Source organism: Cloacibacterium caeni (assembly GCF_907163125.1).
Lineage (GTDB): Bacteria > Bacteroidota > Bacteroidia > Flavobacteriales > Weeksellaceae > Cloacibacterium > Cloacibacterium caeni_B.
The window spans coordinates 2,090,919-2,106,931 of sequence record NZ_OU015319.1 but is presented as its reverse complement, the minus strand read 5'-3'; the positions used below and the strand labels follow the sequence as shown (position 1 = coordinate 2,106,931).

Genomic DNA, 16,013 nt, shown 5'->3' with positions numbered 1-16,013 from the left:
TTTTGGGGGTGTTTTTTTGCACTAAATTTTGTATTTTTGCATTCGTAAATTTATAATTATGGGACGCGCATTCGAATATAGAAAAGCTTCAAAAATGGCTCGTTGGGATAAAATGGCCAAAACGTTTTCTAAAATTGGGAAAGATATCGCTATTGCAGTAAAAGCTGGCGGTCCAGATCCAGATTCTAACCCTGCTCTTAGAAGATGTATCCAAAATGCAAAAGGGGCAAATATGCCTAAAGACAATGTAGAAAGAGCGATTAAGAAAGCTTCTGGTGCAGATGCAGAACATTATGATGAAGTTACTTATGAAGGTTATGGACAAGGTGGTGTAGCTTTCTTTGTAGAATGTACAACCAATAACTCTACCAGAACGGTTGCAAACGTAAGAGCAATTTTCAATAAATTTGATGGTAATTTAGGTAAGAACGGAGAGTTAGCTTTCATCTTTGACAGAAAAGGAATTTTCACCATAGATAAATCTTTAATCAAAATGGATTGGGAAGATTTCGAGATGGAAATGATTGATGGAGGTGCAGAAGAAATTGATAGCGATGAAGAAGAAGTGATGATTACCACTGCATTTGAAGATTTTGGTTCTATGTCTCATAAATTAGATGAGCTTGGAATAGAAGCTAAAAGTGCGGAACTACAAAGAATAGCAAATAATACCAAAGAAGTAAACGAAGAACAGTTCAAAGCCAATATGAAAATGCTAGAACGTTTCGAAGATGATGATGATGTGCAAAACGTTTACCACAATATGGAAATTACAGATGAACTGATGAATTCTCTATAAAAATAAGAAAGCCGCAAATTTTGCGGCTTTCTTATTGAGGAAATACATCTTCTATATCTTTCATTCTAAGCATTACAGAACGAGCATAAGAACAATGCGGAACAATAGTCCAATCGTTTTCTCTCGAAAACTCTATGCCTTTTTCTACGAGTTTTTTCCCCATTCCCATTCCCTCGAATTTAGGAAAAACCATTACATAAGAAATAATCAGTGTGTTTTTCTCTGGCTGAATTGTATAAGTCAGCCTCCCGATTTCTTCGCTTTCATTTTTAAGAGAAATAAAGCCTCCGTTTCCGTTTTTATGATTTTCAAAAATTAAATTCATAATCTAAATTTTTATAAAAGTAAGAAATTTTAAAATTCGAACATCATATAATTGCATTTGATTAAATTTCCTTATAATTTAGCATTTCTATAAATTATGAAAATTTCAAAATCACATCTTTTAGACGGAAAAACCATTTCCATAACAGGTTCGAAAAGCATCTCGAATCGTTTGCTTATTTTGGGAAAATTATTCGGAGATTTAAAAATAGAAAACCTTTCAAATAGCCAAGATACTCAACTTTTACAAAAAGCACTGAACGAAGATGCTGAAACGGTAGATATTCATCACGCCGGAACGGCAATGCGTTTTTTGACCTCATTTTATGCCATTCAAGAAGGAAGAAAAACCATTCTTACGGGTTCGGAAAGGATGAAGCAAAGACCCATAAAACCATTGGTTGACGCATTAAGAGAATTAGGCGCGGAAATTAATTATCTGGAAAATGAAGGTTTTCCGCCTATAGAAATTCAAGGAAAGAAAATTGAGAAGAATTTTGTAAAAATTCCTGCCAATATTTCTTCACAGTTTATTACTTCGCTTTTGTTAATTGGCGCTAGTCTGGAAAACGGTTTAGAAATAGATTTGCAAGGCGAAATTACCTCTCGTTCCTATATTAAAATGACACTTAAAATCTTAAAAGACATTGGAATTGAAACACGTTTTGAAGGAAATACTATAAAAATATTAAGTGCGGAGTCGTCTTTATCGAATCAAAAATTAGATAGGCATTATCACTCTTCTAAGATTAAGCATTACACCGTAGAAAGTGATTGGAGTTCTGCTTCTTATTTTTATTCTTTGGTGGCGATTGGTAAGAAAAAAATACATCTCAAGAGTTTTTATGCTCATTCATTACAAGGAGATTCAGCTTTAAAAGAAATTTATTTGAAATTTTTTGGAGTAAATACCATTTCTGACGCAGGAGAGAATAAAATTACATTACTTCCAGATACTCATTTTCAATATCCAGAAAAATTCGTTTTGGATATGAATGATTGTCCAGATATTGCACAAACGGTTTGTGTGACTTGTGTTGCACTGAAATTGCCTTTTGAAATTTCAGGTTTAGGAACTTTGAAAGTGAAAGAAACAGATAGACTAGTCGCACTTCAAAACGAATTAGAAAAAATTGGTTGCAAAACAGAAATTTCCGAAAATTCCATCAAATCTTTAGAATTTTTTGAACAAAAAAATGATATTTCTATTGCCACGTACAATGATCACAGAATGGCGATGAGTTTTGCGCCGTTTGCTTTGGTAAAAGAATTAGACATACAAAACGAAGATGTGGTAGAAAAATCTTATCCAGATTTTTGGAGGGATTTTTTTGAAATTACAGAGAAGTTGTAACATAGAGTTCACAGAGTTTTGCACGGAGAGCACAAAGGTTTTTAATATTTCTCTTCAAAAAGCAAAGCGTCTCAATAATCTAAAATTAGTGAACTTTGTGAAATGCTTTGAGAACTTTGTGATATAAAAACGAACAAAATTGATGACAATAATAATAACAGGAACTTCCACAGGAATTGGTTTTACACTCGCTGAATATTTCGGAGAAAAAGGACATAAAGTTTTTGGCTTAAGTCGAAAAAATGTGGAAAATCAATATTTTACTTCGATTCCAACCGATATTACTGATAACACACAAGTTCAAGCTGCGATTTCAGAAATTCTAAAAACCGAAAGCAGAATAGATGTGCTCATCAACAATGCAGGAATGGGAATGGTAGGCGCTGTAGAAGATTCTACCAAAGAAAATATCACAGAATTGTTTAACCTAAATTTAGTAGGAGCTGTGCAAATGATGAGCGCAGTAATGCCAAAAATGCGTGAACAAAAATTCGGAAAAATAATCAATATTTCGAGTATTGGTAGTGAAATGGGACTTCCGTTTCGTGGATTTTATTCGGCTTCAAAATCTGCACTGGATAAAGTGGTAGAAGCAATGCGTTACGAAGTCTATCAATGGAATGTAGAGGTTTGCAGTTTACATTTGGGAGATATTAAAACCAAAATTGCAGAAAATAGAGTGAAAACTCAAGTTTCAGAATCGTATAAAAACGTTTTTGACAAGGTATATTCTTTAATGAACGCTCACGTTGACGAAGGAACCGAACCTTTGGAAGTGGCACTTTACATCGAAAAATTATTAGAAAAAAAATCTTGGAAAGCACATTATTATTTCGGGAAGTTCGGGCAGAAAATTGGCGTTCCTTTGAAATGGATTCTTCCTCAGAAAACGTTTGAAAATTTGATGAAGAAGTATAATAAAATGGATTAAGGTTGCCAAGAATACACGAATAAATTTATAGATTTTTTTCGCTGATTGTGCTGATTTATTAACAGTTTCAATTAGCAAAATTTGCTAAATCAGCGAGAGTTTAATTTTAAAAAGCAGTTAAATTTTATTTTTATAATGTTTATTCGTGCATTCGTGGCGATTGCCAAATACTAATTCAATAAAAATTTGCGTTCTTTGCGTAATCATCTTTGCGACATTGCGTGAAAAAAAATCTGTACATATTCCTAATTTTTCTTCCTTTTTTTCTGAAATCCCAACAGAAAAAATTCATCTTAATTGATGTTCAAACCCAAAAAGAATTCGTGAAAAGAGATTCACTTTCTGCAGTGAAATTTCTAGATTCTTTGGCGGAAAACAATTACTATTTCACTAAAATTTTAAACGTTGAAAAAGTAGAGAAAATCACAAAAATCGTTTTTGACAAAGGAAAAAATTTCTATGAAGCCAAAGTGAAATTTTCGACAGAAACCGCAGAATTTTTAAAATCAAAACCCGAAATTTTCGCCAAAAATCTAGATTCTCTTAAACAAGTCATCAATCAAAAATATACAGACGAAGGTTTTGCTTTTAACCGAGTGAAAACACAATTTTTAGGCTTTGAAAACGATGTTCCGAAAGTTGAAATCTCTATTTTTAAAGGTGATAAAAGAGTAATCAATGGTTTTGTTTTGCAAGGATTCACCAAAGTTCCGAAACGCTTTGTGAAGAATTTAGAAAAAGAATTTGTAGGAAAAACGTATGATGATGGTAATCTGCTCAAAATCAATTCTCGGTTAGAAAACCATCCTTTTTTGGTTCTAGAAAAAACTCCGCAAACCCTTTTCACCAAAGATTCTACGCAAATTTACCTTACTTTTCAGAAGAAAAAATCCAATAATTTTGACGGGATTATCGGTTTTGGGAATAATGATAAGAAGAAATTTACTTTTACAGGAAGCATTAATCTCAATCTGAAGAACGTTTTTAATAGTTTTGAGACCATTTCTTTGTATTGGCAAAGAAACCAACAGAGTGGACAAAACTTCGATTTACAAGCCGATATTCCGTATCTTTTTGGTTCTAACATCGGCACGAATCTCAATATGAATATTTACCGTCAAGATTCTACTTTTGCCAATGTGAAATTTCGTCCAGCGTTGTATTTTCATCTCTCGTCCAAACAAAAAATTGGAGCGAGAGGAAATTTCGAGATTTCTTCGGTTTTAGATGACACTTATACTTCGGGACAAGACTTTAGCAAAAAAGGAATTGGAGCTTTTTACGAATTTACAGATACTTCGGAAGAACCGCTTTTTATTTACAAAACCAAAATTATTGGCGAGGCAGATTTACTCAGTTCTTTTTATCAAAATTTAGATAAAACTTTTCAACAAACCCGTTATTTTCTCTTTGCAGAGCGTAATTTTCACCTCAAAGGAAATCATTATTTCAATGTGAAAGCAGAATCTGCAATGCTGGATTCAGATGGAGAAATTACTACTAATGAACTTTTCAGAATTGGTGGTTATAATTCATTTCGAGGTTTTAATGAACAGTCTCTTTTTACCGATTTTTATGCTTTTGGTGGAATAGAATATCGTTATTTGGTGAGTAATCAAGCATTTTTTGATGTTTTCGGGCAATTGGCTAATGTGAGAAATTCTTCATTGAAAACTACCTCTAAACTCTATAGTTTCGGACTGGGTTTTAATTTTTTATTACCGATTGGTTTGATGACTTTTCAGATTTCCAACGGACAAGAATTTAATAATCCATTTAAATTCCAAGACACTAAAATTCATTGGGGAATCATCAGTAAGTTTTAAATTTCTCCAAAAAAAAATTCTCTAAATTGCTTTAAAATAAAGCGAAATTCCCAGAATGTTAATTTTTTTTAGAATCCTTGAGTTTCTTCTAACAATTATTAACAGTTGAAAAAAAAGTTTAATAGAAGTTTAACTATAATTTTAGTTATCAACGTTTTATTTAGTCCGAAAAACAAAGTATTTTTGCTCCATATTTATGAAGCGAATTTTATTACTAAGCTGTTTGCTGTTTTTAACTTCAATAAGCGCTCAAACTTTTTCTGGAACTCTATTTATGCGAGATAAATCTTCTTTCTATCTCAACCAGATTTACGTTACCAATCTCAATGAACAGAGAACGTATCTTACTTCTTACACTGGAGAATTTAAAATTCCTGCAAAAGTAGGAGATGTAATAAGATTTACCTCAATTGTTTCGGAGCGAAAAGACATCAAAATTACTCCTCAATTGCTTGAAAATCCTCGAAATTTGATAGAACTCGAAGTGGCTTATAGAGAAATTCAAGAAGTGATTTTGAGTAGATTTAAACCTACAGGAAATCTTAGAAAAGATGTTCGTACTTTAGATTCTAAAAAATCTTCTCTTGAAATAGCGAAAATAATAGGTTTGCCAGCTCCAAAAGGCGATGGAACTCCGCCAATAACGCCTGTTGCAAGCTTAGCGAATGGTGGTTTAAGCATTGGTTTAGAGAGTCTTTATGATGTAATTTCTGGGCAAGCCAAGAAAAAACAACGCCTTCAAGAATATGAAAGAATGCAAATTGGCATTAAAAATATTAAAGCATATTTGGGTGATGATTATTTTACCAGATTAAAAGTTCCCGTACATTTAGTTGATAATTTTCTGCAATTTGTATATACTTCTGATAATTTGAAAATTTATTTAGATGTGGCTAATTATGAGGCTGTAAAAGTCTCTATAGAAAAATATTTGCCTATTTATCAAAAAAGATTACGCAACTCTCACCTTCAAGAAGTTTTAAATTAAACAATGATAGGGCAATTCCATCTTCCTAATTTTTATTAAATTTAAAATAATTATATCTTTGCTTTCTTAAAAATTGACTTGTGGGGAAGAATAAAATAGCAAGATTTGAAGAAAATAGAAGACTTTCAAATGTAATACAACCAACTAGAGAAGAAGCTTTAGGTAATTTTGAACTCAAAGGCAAATGGAGAGAAAAGGTTTTTAAAAACGACAATCCTATTGTTCTAGAGCTTGGTTGTGGTAAAGGTGAGTATAGTGTAGGAATGGCAAAAGCTTTTCCTGAGAAAAATTTTATCGGAGTAGATATTAAAGGAGCAAGATTTTGGTTTGGAGCAAAAGAAGCAGTAGAAAAAGGTTTAAATAACGCAGCTTTTTTACGCACCCAAATAGAATTGATAGATTGCTTTTTTGATGAAAATGAAGTTGATGAAATCTGGATTACCTTTCCAGACCCTCAGATTAAATACAGAAGAGGGAAACATAGACTCACCCATCCAGATTTTTTAAATCGCTACAAAAAAATTCTGAAACCTTCCGCAATTATTCATTTGAAAACAGATTCTGAGTTTCTGCATGGTTATACTTTGGGGATTTTACAAGGATATGGCCACGAAATTCTAACCGCTCACCATGATATATATGGAGCGCCAGAATATGAACCAGATACTCTCTATCTAAGGGAAATAAAAACTTATTATGAGGAATTATTTTCTGCTAAAGGCAAAACCATTACCTATATTAAATTTAGATTGAATCAAAAATAAAAAAACTCTCAAGAATTTCTTGAGAGTTTTTTGTTGTTGATCTTCGAAAAATTATTCAGCGTCAAAGTCTTTATCTGCATCAGCAGTTACTTTTTCACCTTCTTTAGATTTTTCTTTATCAGCTTTTCTTTGAGATTGACCTTCTTTGATAGATTCTGATACTACAGAAAGAATCATGTCAATAGATTTAGAAGCATCATCGTTTCCTGGAATTACGAAGTCTACTTTTCTAGGATCTGAGTTAGTATCTACGATACCAAATACAGGAATACCTAATTTTTTAGCTTCAGTTACAGCGATGTGTTCTCTCATGATATCTACTACGAATACAGCAGAAGGAAGTCTAACCATGTCAGCGATAGAACCTAAGTTCTTCTCTAAGTTAGCTCTTTGTCTGTCTACTTGTAATCTTTCTTTTTTAGATAAAGTTTCGAATGTACCATCTTTCTTCATTTTATCGATAGCGTTCATTTTCTTAACCGCTTTTCTGATTGTAACGAAGTTAGTTAACATTCCACCTGGCCATCTTTCAGTGATGTAAGGCATGTTAAGTTCTGATGCGTGTTTTGCTACTACTTCTTTAGCTTGTTTTTTAGTAGCCACGAAAAGAACTTTTTTTCCTGCAGAAGTAATTTTTTCTAAAGCGTTGCAAGCTTCATCTAGTTTCACTGCAGTTTTATGCAAATCGATAATGTGAATACCGTTTTTCTCCATGAAAATGTATGGAGCCATATTAGGATTCCACTTTCTAGTCATGTGACCAAAGTGTACGCCTGCTTCTAATAAGTCTTTAACTTGTGCTTTTGCCATTTTTTTAATTTTTGTTAGTTTACGTTCCGCTTTTAAGCAATCAACTTTACGTTGGATGGGAGTAAAGTTTGGGTGCTAAACATAACGGGCAATTTTTGTAATAATTTGTAAATAAACCGAGAAAAAAGATTAACGTTTTGAGAATTGGAATCTCTTTCTTGCTTTTTTCTGACCTGGTTTTTTTCTTTCTACCATTCTAGCGTCTCTAGTAAGAAGACCAGCTGGCTTAAGCGCTAATCTGTTTTCTTCATTAATTGCACATAGTGCTCTAGAAATCCCTAGTCTAATTGCTTCAGCTTGACCTGTAATTCCACCACCGAAAACGTTTACAGTAACATCGTACTGACCTACAGTTTCAGTTAATAAGAACGGTTGGTTTACTTTATATACTAACATGTCAGTACAGAAGTAAGTTTTTGCATCTTTACCATTTACAGTGATGTTACCAGTACCTGGTTTCACGTAAACTCTAGCTACAGAAGTTTTTCTTCTTCCAATCTTGTGAACTATAGACATAATTATTTAATTTCGTTAAGGTTAATAACTTTTGGTTGCTGTGCTTCGTGCTTATGCTCAGACCCAGCGTATACATACAAATTCTTGTAGATAACACTTCCTAATTTGTTTTTTGGTAACATTCCTTTTACAGATTTTTCTACCAATTTACAATTGTCTTTTTTGTGCACTTCTTCAGCAGTTAACGATTTTTGACCACCTGGATATCCAGTATGCCAAATGTATTCTTTGTCTGCCCACTTGTTGCCAGATAAAGCAACTTGTTCTGCATTCAAAACGATTACGTTATCACCACAGTCTACGTGTGGAGTGTAATTCGTTTTGTGCTTACCTCTCAAAATCTTTGCAACTTTAGAAGCTAATCTTCCTAACGGTTGCCCAGCTGCATCTACCACAACCCATTCTTTCTTAGCGGTAGCTTTGTTAGCTGATACGGTTTTGTAACTTAATGTATTCACTTATTATCGTTTACGATTAAACATAATTTTCCCCTAAAAAGGTGTGCAAAGGTATTAATTTTTTTTGGAATTGAAAAACTTTATCAAGATTTAAACGTAAATTTAACCTTAAAAAATTAATTTTCAATCTCTTAATGACTTGTTGTTTCTGAAACTTGCCAGTAAATAATACCCCACAAATACTATAGAAAACTTAAAAACAGAAGGTAAAGCCTTTTCTAAATCAAAAATGAAAGCGCCAATCAGTACTAAAAAAATCATCGCGCCAAAAGAAATTACTAGTTTTTTCGGTAAAGAAATAACAGGATTGTCTAAATAAAAAGCCATTCCCCAAGCTAATCCGAAAGCAAAACTGTAAAAAAGTTCTAGCCATAATCCACCACTTTCTAGTAAAAAATGATTGATTAAAAAACTGATTAAGGTTCCTGCTATTGTATACAATAAAGCTCTCTTCATGTTTTAAAATTTTTACAAAAATACTTAATTTTTCAATTATCGGGATTTTTCTATCTTTGAGACCTATCGAAAAGTTATTTATGGAAACCCAAAAATATCAACCTAACAATAAGGTAAGAGTAGTTACTGCAGCCTCACTTTTTGACGGACATGACGCTGCCATTAACATTATGCGAAGAGTGATTCAAGGAACAGGATGCGAAGTTATTCACCTTGGCCATGATAAATCCGCAGAAGAAGTAGTAAACTGTGCTATTCAAGAAGATGCAAACGCTATTGCACTTACATCTTATCAAGGCGGTCACAATGAATATTTTAAATACATCTATGATTTACTTCGTGAGAAGAACTCTCCTCAAATCAAAATTTTTGGTGGAGGTGGTGGAGTAATTCTTCCTGAAGAAATTAAAGATTTAATGGAGTACGGAATCGACAGAATTTATTCTCCAGATGATGGTAGAGAAATGGGATTGCAAGGAATGATCGACGATTTGGTGAAGAAATCTGATTTTGCAACGGGCGAAAGCATTTCGGTTACTGATATTGAAAAAATTAAATTTGAAGATGCTAAATCTATTGCGCAAGTGATTTCTGCAGTAGAAAACTTTTCAGATGAAAAACCAGAATTGGTGGAAGCATTAAAAGAAAAAGCAAAACATTTCAATATTCCCATCATCGGAATTACAGGAACTGGAGGCGCTGGTAAATCTTCATTAACAGATGAATTGGTGCGTAGATTTTTAAGAGCTAACGCGGATAAAAAAATCGCAATTATTTCTGTAGACCCTTCTAAAAAGAAAACAGGAGGCGCTCTTTTAGGCGATAGAATCAGAATGAATTCCATCAATGATTCTAGAGTTTACATGCGTTCTATGGCTACTCGTGAGAATAATGTTTCGGTTTCGCCTTACATTCATTCTGCATTAGATGTTCTTAAAATTTCTAGTCCAGATATTATCATTTTAGAAACTTCTGGAATTGGTCAATCTGGTTCCGAAATTACTGAAATTGCAGACGTTTCTATGTATGTAATGACGCCAGAATACGGTGCTTCTACTCAGTTAGAAAAAATTGATATGCTAGATTATGCAGATTTAATCGCATTGAATAAATCTGACAAAAGAGGAGCTTTAGATGCTATTCAAGCGGTGAGAAAACAGTTTCAGCGTAACCACCAATTATGGGAAACGCCATTAGAAGAAATGCCAGTTTTTTCTACGAAGGCAAGTCAGTTTAACGATTGGGGAACTACCGCTTTGTACAATGCATTGATTGAAAAAGTAAATGCTAAATTCACTTCATTAGATTTAAAATCATACGAAGAACAAAACGTTTCGGAAGAATCTACCATTATTCCACCGAAAAGAGTTCGTTATCTTTCAGAAATCGTAGATAATAACAAAAACTACGATAAACAAGTTGAGGAACAAGCGCTAATTGCTAAGAAAATGTACCTTATTGAAGGAGCGAAAGCGCTGATTACAGATGATGAACATACTACAGATAAACTTGAAAAAGTTTTCCTAAAAACGAAAAAAGAACTTTCGGAGGAAAACAGGTTGTTCCTTCAAGGTTGGCATCATTTCAAAGAAGAAATGCAACAAGATAGTTTCTCTTATTTGGTTCGTGGAAAAGAAATTAAGGTAGAAACCAAATATGAATCGCTTTCTCATCTTAAAATTCCAAAAATTGCTTTGCCAAAATTCCAAGATTGGGGCGATTTAATTCGTTGGAAAGGTCAAGAAAACGTTCCAGGTGCGTTTCCTTATACTTCGGGAATTTATCCTTTCAAGAGAACGGGTGAAGATCCTACCAGAATGTTTGCAGGTGAAGGTGGTCCAGAACGTACCAACAGAAGATTCCACTATGTTTCGGCGGAAATGCCTGCGAAAAGACTTTCTACAGCGTTTGATTCTGTGACTTTATATGGTCAAGATCCTGCTTACCCGCCAGATATTTACGGAAAAATTGGGAATGCTGGAGTTTCTATCGCGACTTTAGATGATGCTAAAAAATTATATTCAGGTTTTGATTTAATCAATGCATTGACTTCAGTGTCGATGACGATTAACGGGCCAGCTCCTATGATTTTAGCGTTTTTCATGAATGCAGCCATCGACCAAAACGTAGAAAAATATATTAATCAGGTTGAGGCAGAGGTTAAGGCAGAGTTTGAGAACAAGGTCGAGGCAAAGTTGAAAGAAAAATACGATGATAAAGGCTTAAAAAGACCAGTTTATAACGGTAATTTGCCGGAATCTAATAACGGATTGGGTTTAAAACTTCTAGGTTTAACTGGTGATGAAATTGTAGATGCAGAAACGTATCAAAAGATAAAAGCAGAAACTATTGCAACGGTTCGTGGAACAGTTCAAGCGGATATTTTGAAAGAAGACCAAGCGCAGAATACTTGTATTTTCTCTACAGAATTTGCTTTGAGATTGATGGGCGATGTTCAGGAATATTTCATTCAAAATAAAGTGAGAAATTTCTACTCGGTTTCTATTTCTGGTTACCATATTGCCGAAGCTGGCGCAAATCCAATTTCTCAGTTGGCATTTACATTGGCAAATGGTTTCACGTATGTGGAATATTATTTGAGCCGAGGAATGAATATCAATGATTTTGCTCCGAATTTATCGTTCTTCTTCTCCAATGGAATCGACCCAGAATATGCGGTAATCGGTAGAGTAGCGAGAAGAATTTGGGCAAAAGCCATGAAACTTAAATATGGAGCTGATGAAAGAAGTCAAATGTTGAAGTACCACATTCAAACTTCTGGTCGTTCACTTCACGCACAAGAAATTGATTTTAACGATATCAGAACTACGCTTCAAGCGTTGTACGCAATTTATGACAACTGTAACTCGTTGCATACCAATGCTTATGATGAAGCGATTACCACGCCAACTGAAGAATCTGTACGTAGAGCAATGGCGATTCAGTTGATTATCAACAAAGAATTAGGTTTAGCGAAAAATGAAAATCCGCTTCAAGGTTCTTTCATTATTGAAGAATTGACGGATTTGGTAGAAGAAGCAGTTTATGCAGAATTTGACAGAATTACAGAACGAGGCGGAGTTCTAGGAGCAATGGAAACCATGTATCAGCGTTCTAAAATTCAGGAGGAATCCATGCATTACGAATGGTTAAAACATACAGGAGAATATCCAATTATCGGCGTGAATACTTTCCTCGGAAAAGATGGTTCGCCAACGGTTTTACCAGGAGAAGTAATTCGTTCTACTGAAGAAGAAAAGCAATTGCAGATTCAGAATTTAGAGAATTTCCAGAAATCCAACGAAGATAAAACTCATGAATGGTTGCAGAAACTTCAAATGGCTGCGATCAATCAGAAAAACTTATTCGAAGTGATGATGGAAGCGGTGAAATATTGCTCTCTCGGACAAATAACCAACGCACTTTTCGAAGTGGGTGGAAAATACAGAAGAAACATGTAGCCGAAGTTCGGCTTCCAAAAATTTAAAAACTCCAGAGAATTCTCTGGAGTTTTTTTGTTACAACTGACTAGCAATTCCTTCTACAAAGGTTTTGGTGAAATCTTTGTTCATGGCTTTTCGGTGTTCAAATTTTGGAACTACTAGATTTTCGGTGAGTTGTTCTGTGGTTTTTCCTTCGGCGAGAGATTTTTTAATAAAATCTGCGCTGGCTTCTAAGAAATTTCTCATTTCGGTGAGATTTTCTAGGTTTCCTTTTGTGAGATTTTTATCTGGAGCATGTCCGAAAATAAATAAAGTGTCTTTGTCAAAAGTAGAAATGGCTTTTTCTAAAACAGAAATCCAACTTCTAAAATTAGAACCATCTTTTACGCGATAAACAGGAATCATGTTGATGAACATTAAATCTCCCATGTGAACCACATTGTCTTTTTCGAAATGATACATCGCGTCACCAAAAGTATGTCCCGCTCCGAAATGATAAGCAGTTACTCTTTCTCCACCAGATTTGATGAGGTATTGGTCTTCAAATAAAATATTGGCGTAAACTTGTTTGTCTACATTTTTAGCGAGTTCTGCTGCATTTTTCTGCAATTCTGGAACATTCTTTTGTGCCACAATTTTTTGAGTCAAATTTTTAAAAGCGAAATTTCCTGCAGTGTGATCTCCGTGATGATGCGTGTTGCAAAGAAACTCAATCGGTTTTCCTTTGACTTGAGAAATAGAGTCAATTAAAGGTTGAATAAAATCTGGAAATTGAGCATCAATAACTACAAATGAATCTTTGGTTTCTAACAAACCTACAGTTCCACCACGATTGGTAAAGCTGCTTACATTTCCTCTGATTTTAGAAACCTCGCCTTTTAAAGGAAGTAATGCATTGTAAATGTTTCTCTGTGAAGTACAAGCCAACAGTTGAGGTAAAAATGCTACACCTAAAGTTGCGCCAAGAGAAGTGGTAAGAAATTCTTTGCGATTCATGATTTTATTTTTCACGAATTTAATTATTTATACGTTAAATAGTCTTAAAATTTAAAATTTTTATTCATAGAATAATATCTTTGTCTTTTTAACATAATAATTAAATGAGAGGAGAACAAAACATCATTAACGACTTAAAAAACTGGAAGGAACTCATCAAACCTTATGCTACACCTGAAGTAAAATTAGCAAGAAAAGAGGTTTGGAAAACAGTTTTACCTTTCGGTTTGCTTTTTATAGCGGCAGCCATAGTTTATGAATTTCAATTTTGGGGCGCTTTAGGAATTTGCTTTTTGGCAGGATTATTTTTAACCAGAATTTTTATTATTCAGCATGATTGCGGGCATCAATCTTTTTTTCCGGACAGAACTAAAAACGATAGAACAGGATTTCTAATGAGTTTGATGACGTGTATTCCTTACAAATATTGGGCACGCTCTCATAATCATCATCATGCACACCAAGGTCAATTAGATACCAGAACCATTGGAGATGTTACTTTGTTGACAGTGAGAGAATACAACGAACTTTCTAATTGGGGAAAGATTAAATACAGAATTTATCGTTCGGTACCCGTGATGTTTGTTTTGGGGCCTATTTACTACATTTTTATTCACAACAGAATTCCTTTTATCAAATTTAAAGGTTGGGAAAAAGAGCGTTTAACTCTGTTGAGAACTAATTTATACTTATTAGGATTTTTTGCCATTTTAGGAATGATTTTAAGTTTGCCGACTTTTGACCTTATCGAAGGTTTTAAAAAATTAGCACTTTTATACATTCCTATCCTTATCACGTTTGCTTTTACAGCAATTTGGTTTTTTTACATGCAACATCAGCACGACCCAAATTACAAAGCATGGAAAGAAGATTGGCAATATCTTTTAGCAGCAATTAAAGGAAGTTCTTATTATAAACTGCCAAAAATTTTCAACTTTTTCACAGGAAATATTGGGTATCATCATATTCACCATTTGGCTCCGAAAGTTCCTTTCTATAAATTAGAAAAATGCAGCAAGGAGAATCCAATTTTCCAAAAATATGTGACCACTATTACTTTATTAAGCAGTGTAAAATATGCTTTTTATACGCTTTGGGACGAAGAAAATTACAGAATGATTACTTTCAGACAACTGAAAACCATTCCTGTAAAAGCATAAAATTATTTCACATGATATTTCAAACCTTCAAGATTTTCTTGGAGGTTTTTTGTTGAGGTTAAAGAAAAGCCCTGCAAAAGATTTTGTATCTTTGAAAAGACAAATTCAGGAGGATGAAAGACGTAAAAATAGAATTCAGAAAACCAATGTATCCCGTAAATCCAGAATTGATGGATTATTTGGAAAAAAATCATCGACTTACCAATATCAGATTTTATTATGATGATTTATTGCGTTTTTCAGATTATATGCCTGTTCATGATAAAGAAGGCAAGGACACACTTTGGCTCAATGTGTATTACCCAGAATTTGAACACGCCGAAATCGAAGCCAATCTCAATAAAATTTACACGCTTTTACATTCTGATGGAGATGTAGATGTACTTCCTTTTTTGAAGGTAGATTCTATTCATTTTTGTACGTTTGGGAATTCTAAACCGTTCAGAATTAGAGTAAGAAATATTCTGAATGATAATTACACCAATTTTTACATCAAAAAAGCAGATGCTTCTAGGATTTATGGACTGGAACTAGAAGAAATTTTGTCTCCAAATCGTATTAATTTCCTTTTGTACAAAGACACTTTAATTGAGGAACATATTTTAGGAATTCCTGGAGATGTCTTTATAGAAAAGCATTTAGACCAATGTTCACCTCAAGAAAAAGCTCAAATTGCCAAAGAGTTTGTGAAATTTAACGAAAGATGTCTTATTGGTTTACTTGGAGATATGCGTTCTTACAATTACGTGGTGATTCCTGCGCATGATTTTGACCAAGTGGTGTATAGAATTCGTCCGATTGATTTTGACCAGCAATGCTACGAAGGAAATCTCAAAATTTATCTGCCTCAATATTTCAAAGAAAATAAAAAAATGGTAGAAATGGTTTATGATAGACTTAAACCCAATTCCATCGAACAATACCGTAAAGAAGTTCGTTCTGCCATTGCAAAACGCGCCAGTACAGACGGAAGATTGCCTCATTTGCTAGAAATTATGAAAAGAGATGAGATTTCTAAACCAGAACATGTAGAAGAATTGAAAGCAGGATTACACAAACTTACTTATAGCATTCAGTTCAAAAAATGTGAATCTATGGGCGAAATTCTAGAAACTGGACTCAATTTCGTGATTAGAAATTATAATAATTCTAACGTGAGATAGCTTTATTTCTAAAGAAAAAATTCTC

15 protein-coding genes are annotated in these 16,013 nt (G+C 33.7%); 9 read left to right on the top strand and 6 right to left on the bottom strand.

What is annotated here, in order from left to right; translation table 11 throughout:
* Positions 1 to 58 precede the first annotated feature (58 nt).
* Complete coding sequence (locus tag KKQ79_RS09760; RefSeq protein ID WP_213189960.1) at positions 59 to 799, top strand: YebC/PmpR family DNA-binding transcriptional regulator; 741 nt, start codon at positions 59 to 61, stop codon at positions 797 to 799.
* Between the two features lie 31 nt (positions 800 to 830).
* Here the strand turns inward: KKQ79_RS09760 and KKQ79_RS09755 are convergent, their stop codons facing one another.
* Positions 831 to 1,124, bottom strand: coding sequence for a GNAT family N-acetyltransferase (locus KKQ79_RS09755; protein WP_213189959.1), 294 nt, complete (start codon positions 1,122 to 1,124; stop codon positions 831 to 833).
* 96 nt (positions 1,125 to 1,220) lie between these two features.
* Here KKQ79_RS09755 and KKQ79_RS09750 point away from each other — a divergent pair, with 96 nt between their 5' ends.
* The 5 genes from KKQ79_RS09750 (at position 1,221) to trmB (ending at position 6,986) form a co-directional block, all read left to right on the top strand.
* On the top strand, positions 1,221 to 2,477 hold the full coding sequence (locus KKQ79_RS09750; protein ID WP_213189957.1) for a 3-phosphoshikimate 1-carboxyvinyltransferase: 1,257 nt from the start codon (positions 1,221 to 1,223) through the stop codon (positions 2,475 to 2,477).
* A gap of 142 nt (positions 2,478 to 2,619) precedes the next feature.
* Positions 2,620 to 3,408: an SDR family NAD(P)-dependent oxidoreductase gene (locus tag KKQ79_RS09745; protein WP_213189956.1), complete on the top strand. Its 789-nt coding sequence runs from the start codon at positions 2,620 to 2,622 to the stop codon at positions 3,406 to 3,408.
* A gap of 323 nt (positions 3,409 to 3,731) precedes the next feature.
* Positions 3,732 to 5,234, top strand: coding sequence for a BamA/TamA family outer membrane protein (locus KKQ79_RS09740; protein WP_250131230.1), 1,503 nt, complete (start codon positions 3,732 to 3,734; stop codon positions 5,232 to 5,234).
* A gap of 274 nt (positions 5,235 to 5,508) precedes the next feature.
* Positions 5,509 to 6,222 (top strand): hypothetical protein, encoded by a 714-nt coding sequence (locus KKQ79_RS09735; protein ID WP_250131229.1) that lies wholly within the window; start codon positions 5,509 to 5,511, stop codon positions 6,220 to 6,222.
* 80 nt (positions 6,223 to 6,302) lie between these two features.
* A complete protein-coding gene (gene trmB, locus KKQ79_RS09730) occupies positions 6,303 to 6,986 on the top strand; it encodes a tRNA (guanosine(46)-N7)-methyltransferase TrmB (RefSeq protein WP_213189953.1) in 684 nt (227 codons plus the stop codon).
* Between the two features lie 51 nt (positions 6,987 to 7,037).
* Here the strand turns inward: trmB and rpsB are convergent, their stop codons facing one another.
* The 4 genes from rpsB to KKQ79_RS09710 form a co-directional block, all read right to left on the bottom strand.
* Positions 7,038 to 7,796 carry a 30S ribosomal protein S2 gene (gene rpsB / locus KKQ79_RS09725; RefSeq protein WP_069800987.1) on the bottom strand — a complete coding sequence of 253 codons (759 nt, stop codon included), beginning with the start codon at positions 7,794 to 7,796 and terminating at the stop codon, positions 7,038 to 7,040.
* A 129-nt stretch (positions 7,797 to 7,925) separates the two neighbouring features.
* Complete coding sequence (gene rpsI, locus KKQ79_RS09720; protein ID WP_069800989.1) at positions 7,926 to 8,312, bottom strand: 30S ribosomal protein S9; 387 nt, start codon at positions 8,310 to 8,312, stop codon at positions 7,926 to 7,928.
* Between the two features lie 2 nt (positions 8,313 to 8,314).
* Positions 8,315 to 8,770 (bottom strand): 50S ribosomal protein L13, encoded by a 456-nt coding sequence (gene rplM, locus KKQ79_RS09715; RefSeq protein WP_069800991.1) that lies wholly within the window; start codon positions 8,768 to 8,770, stop codon positions 8,315 to 8,317.
* A 123-nt stretch (positions 8,771 to 8,893) separates the two neighbouring features.
* The gene (locus tag KKQ79_RS09710) at positions 8,894 to 9,226 is read right to left on the bottom strand and encodes a hypothetical protein (protein ID WP_213189952.1); all 333 of its coding nucleotides are present in this window, start codon (positions 9,224 to 9,226) and stop codon (positions 8,894 to 8,896) included.
* Between the two features lie 80 nt (positions 9,227 to 9,306).
* On the opposite strand from KKQ79_RS09710, the gene KKQ79_RS09705 reads away from it, so the two are divergent.
* Positions 9,307 to 12,687 (top strand): methylmalonyl-CoA mutase family protein, encoded by a 3,381-nt coding sequence (locus KKQ79_RS09705; RefSeq protein ID WP_213189950.1) that lies wholly within the window; start codon positions 9,307 to 9,309, stop codon positions 12,685 to 12,687.
* A 57-nt stretch (positions 12,688 to 12,744) separates the two neighbouring features.
* Here KKQ79_RS09705 and KKQ79_RS09700 read toward each other — a convergent pair whose 3' ends face one another.
* Positions 12,745 to 13,665, bottom strand: coding sequence for an MBL fold metallo-hydrolase (locus KKQ79_RS09700; RefSeq protein WP_213189949.1), 921 nt, complete (start codon positions 13,663 to 13,665; stop codon positions 12,745 to 12,747).
* Between the two features lie 104 nt (positions 13,666 to 13,769).
* Between KKQ79_RS09700 and KKQ79_RS09695 the strand changes: the two genes are divergently transcribed.
* Positions 13,770 to 14,825 (top strand): fatty acid desaturase, encoded by a 1,056-nt coding sequence (locus tag KKQ79_RS09695; protein WP_213189948.1) that lies wholly within the window; start codon positions 13,770 to 13,772, stop codon positions 14,823 to 14,825.
* A 113-nt stretch (positions 14,826 to 14,938) separates the two neighbouring features.
* Positions 14,939 to 15,988, top strand: a complete 1,050-nt coding sequence (locus KKQ79_RS09690) for a hypothetical protein (RefSeq protein WP_213189946.1) — start codon at positions 14,939 to 14,941, stop codon at positions 15,986 to 15,988.
* Positions 15,989 to 16,013 lie beyond the last annotated feature (25 nt).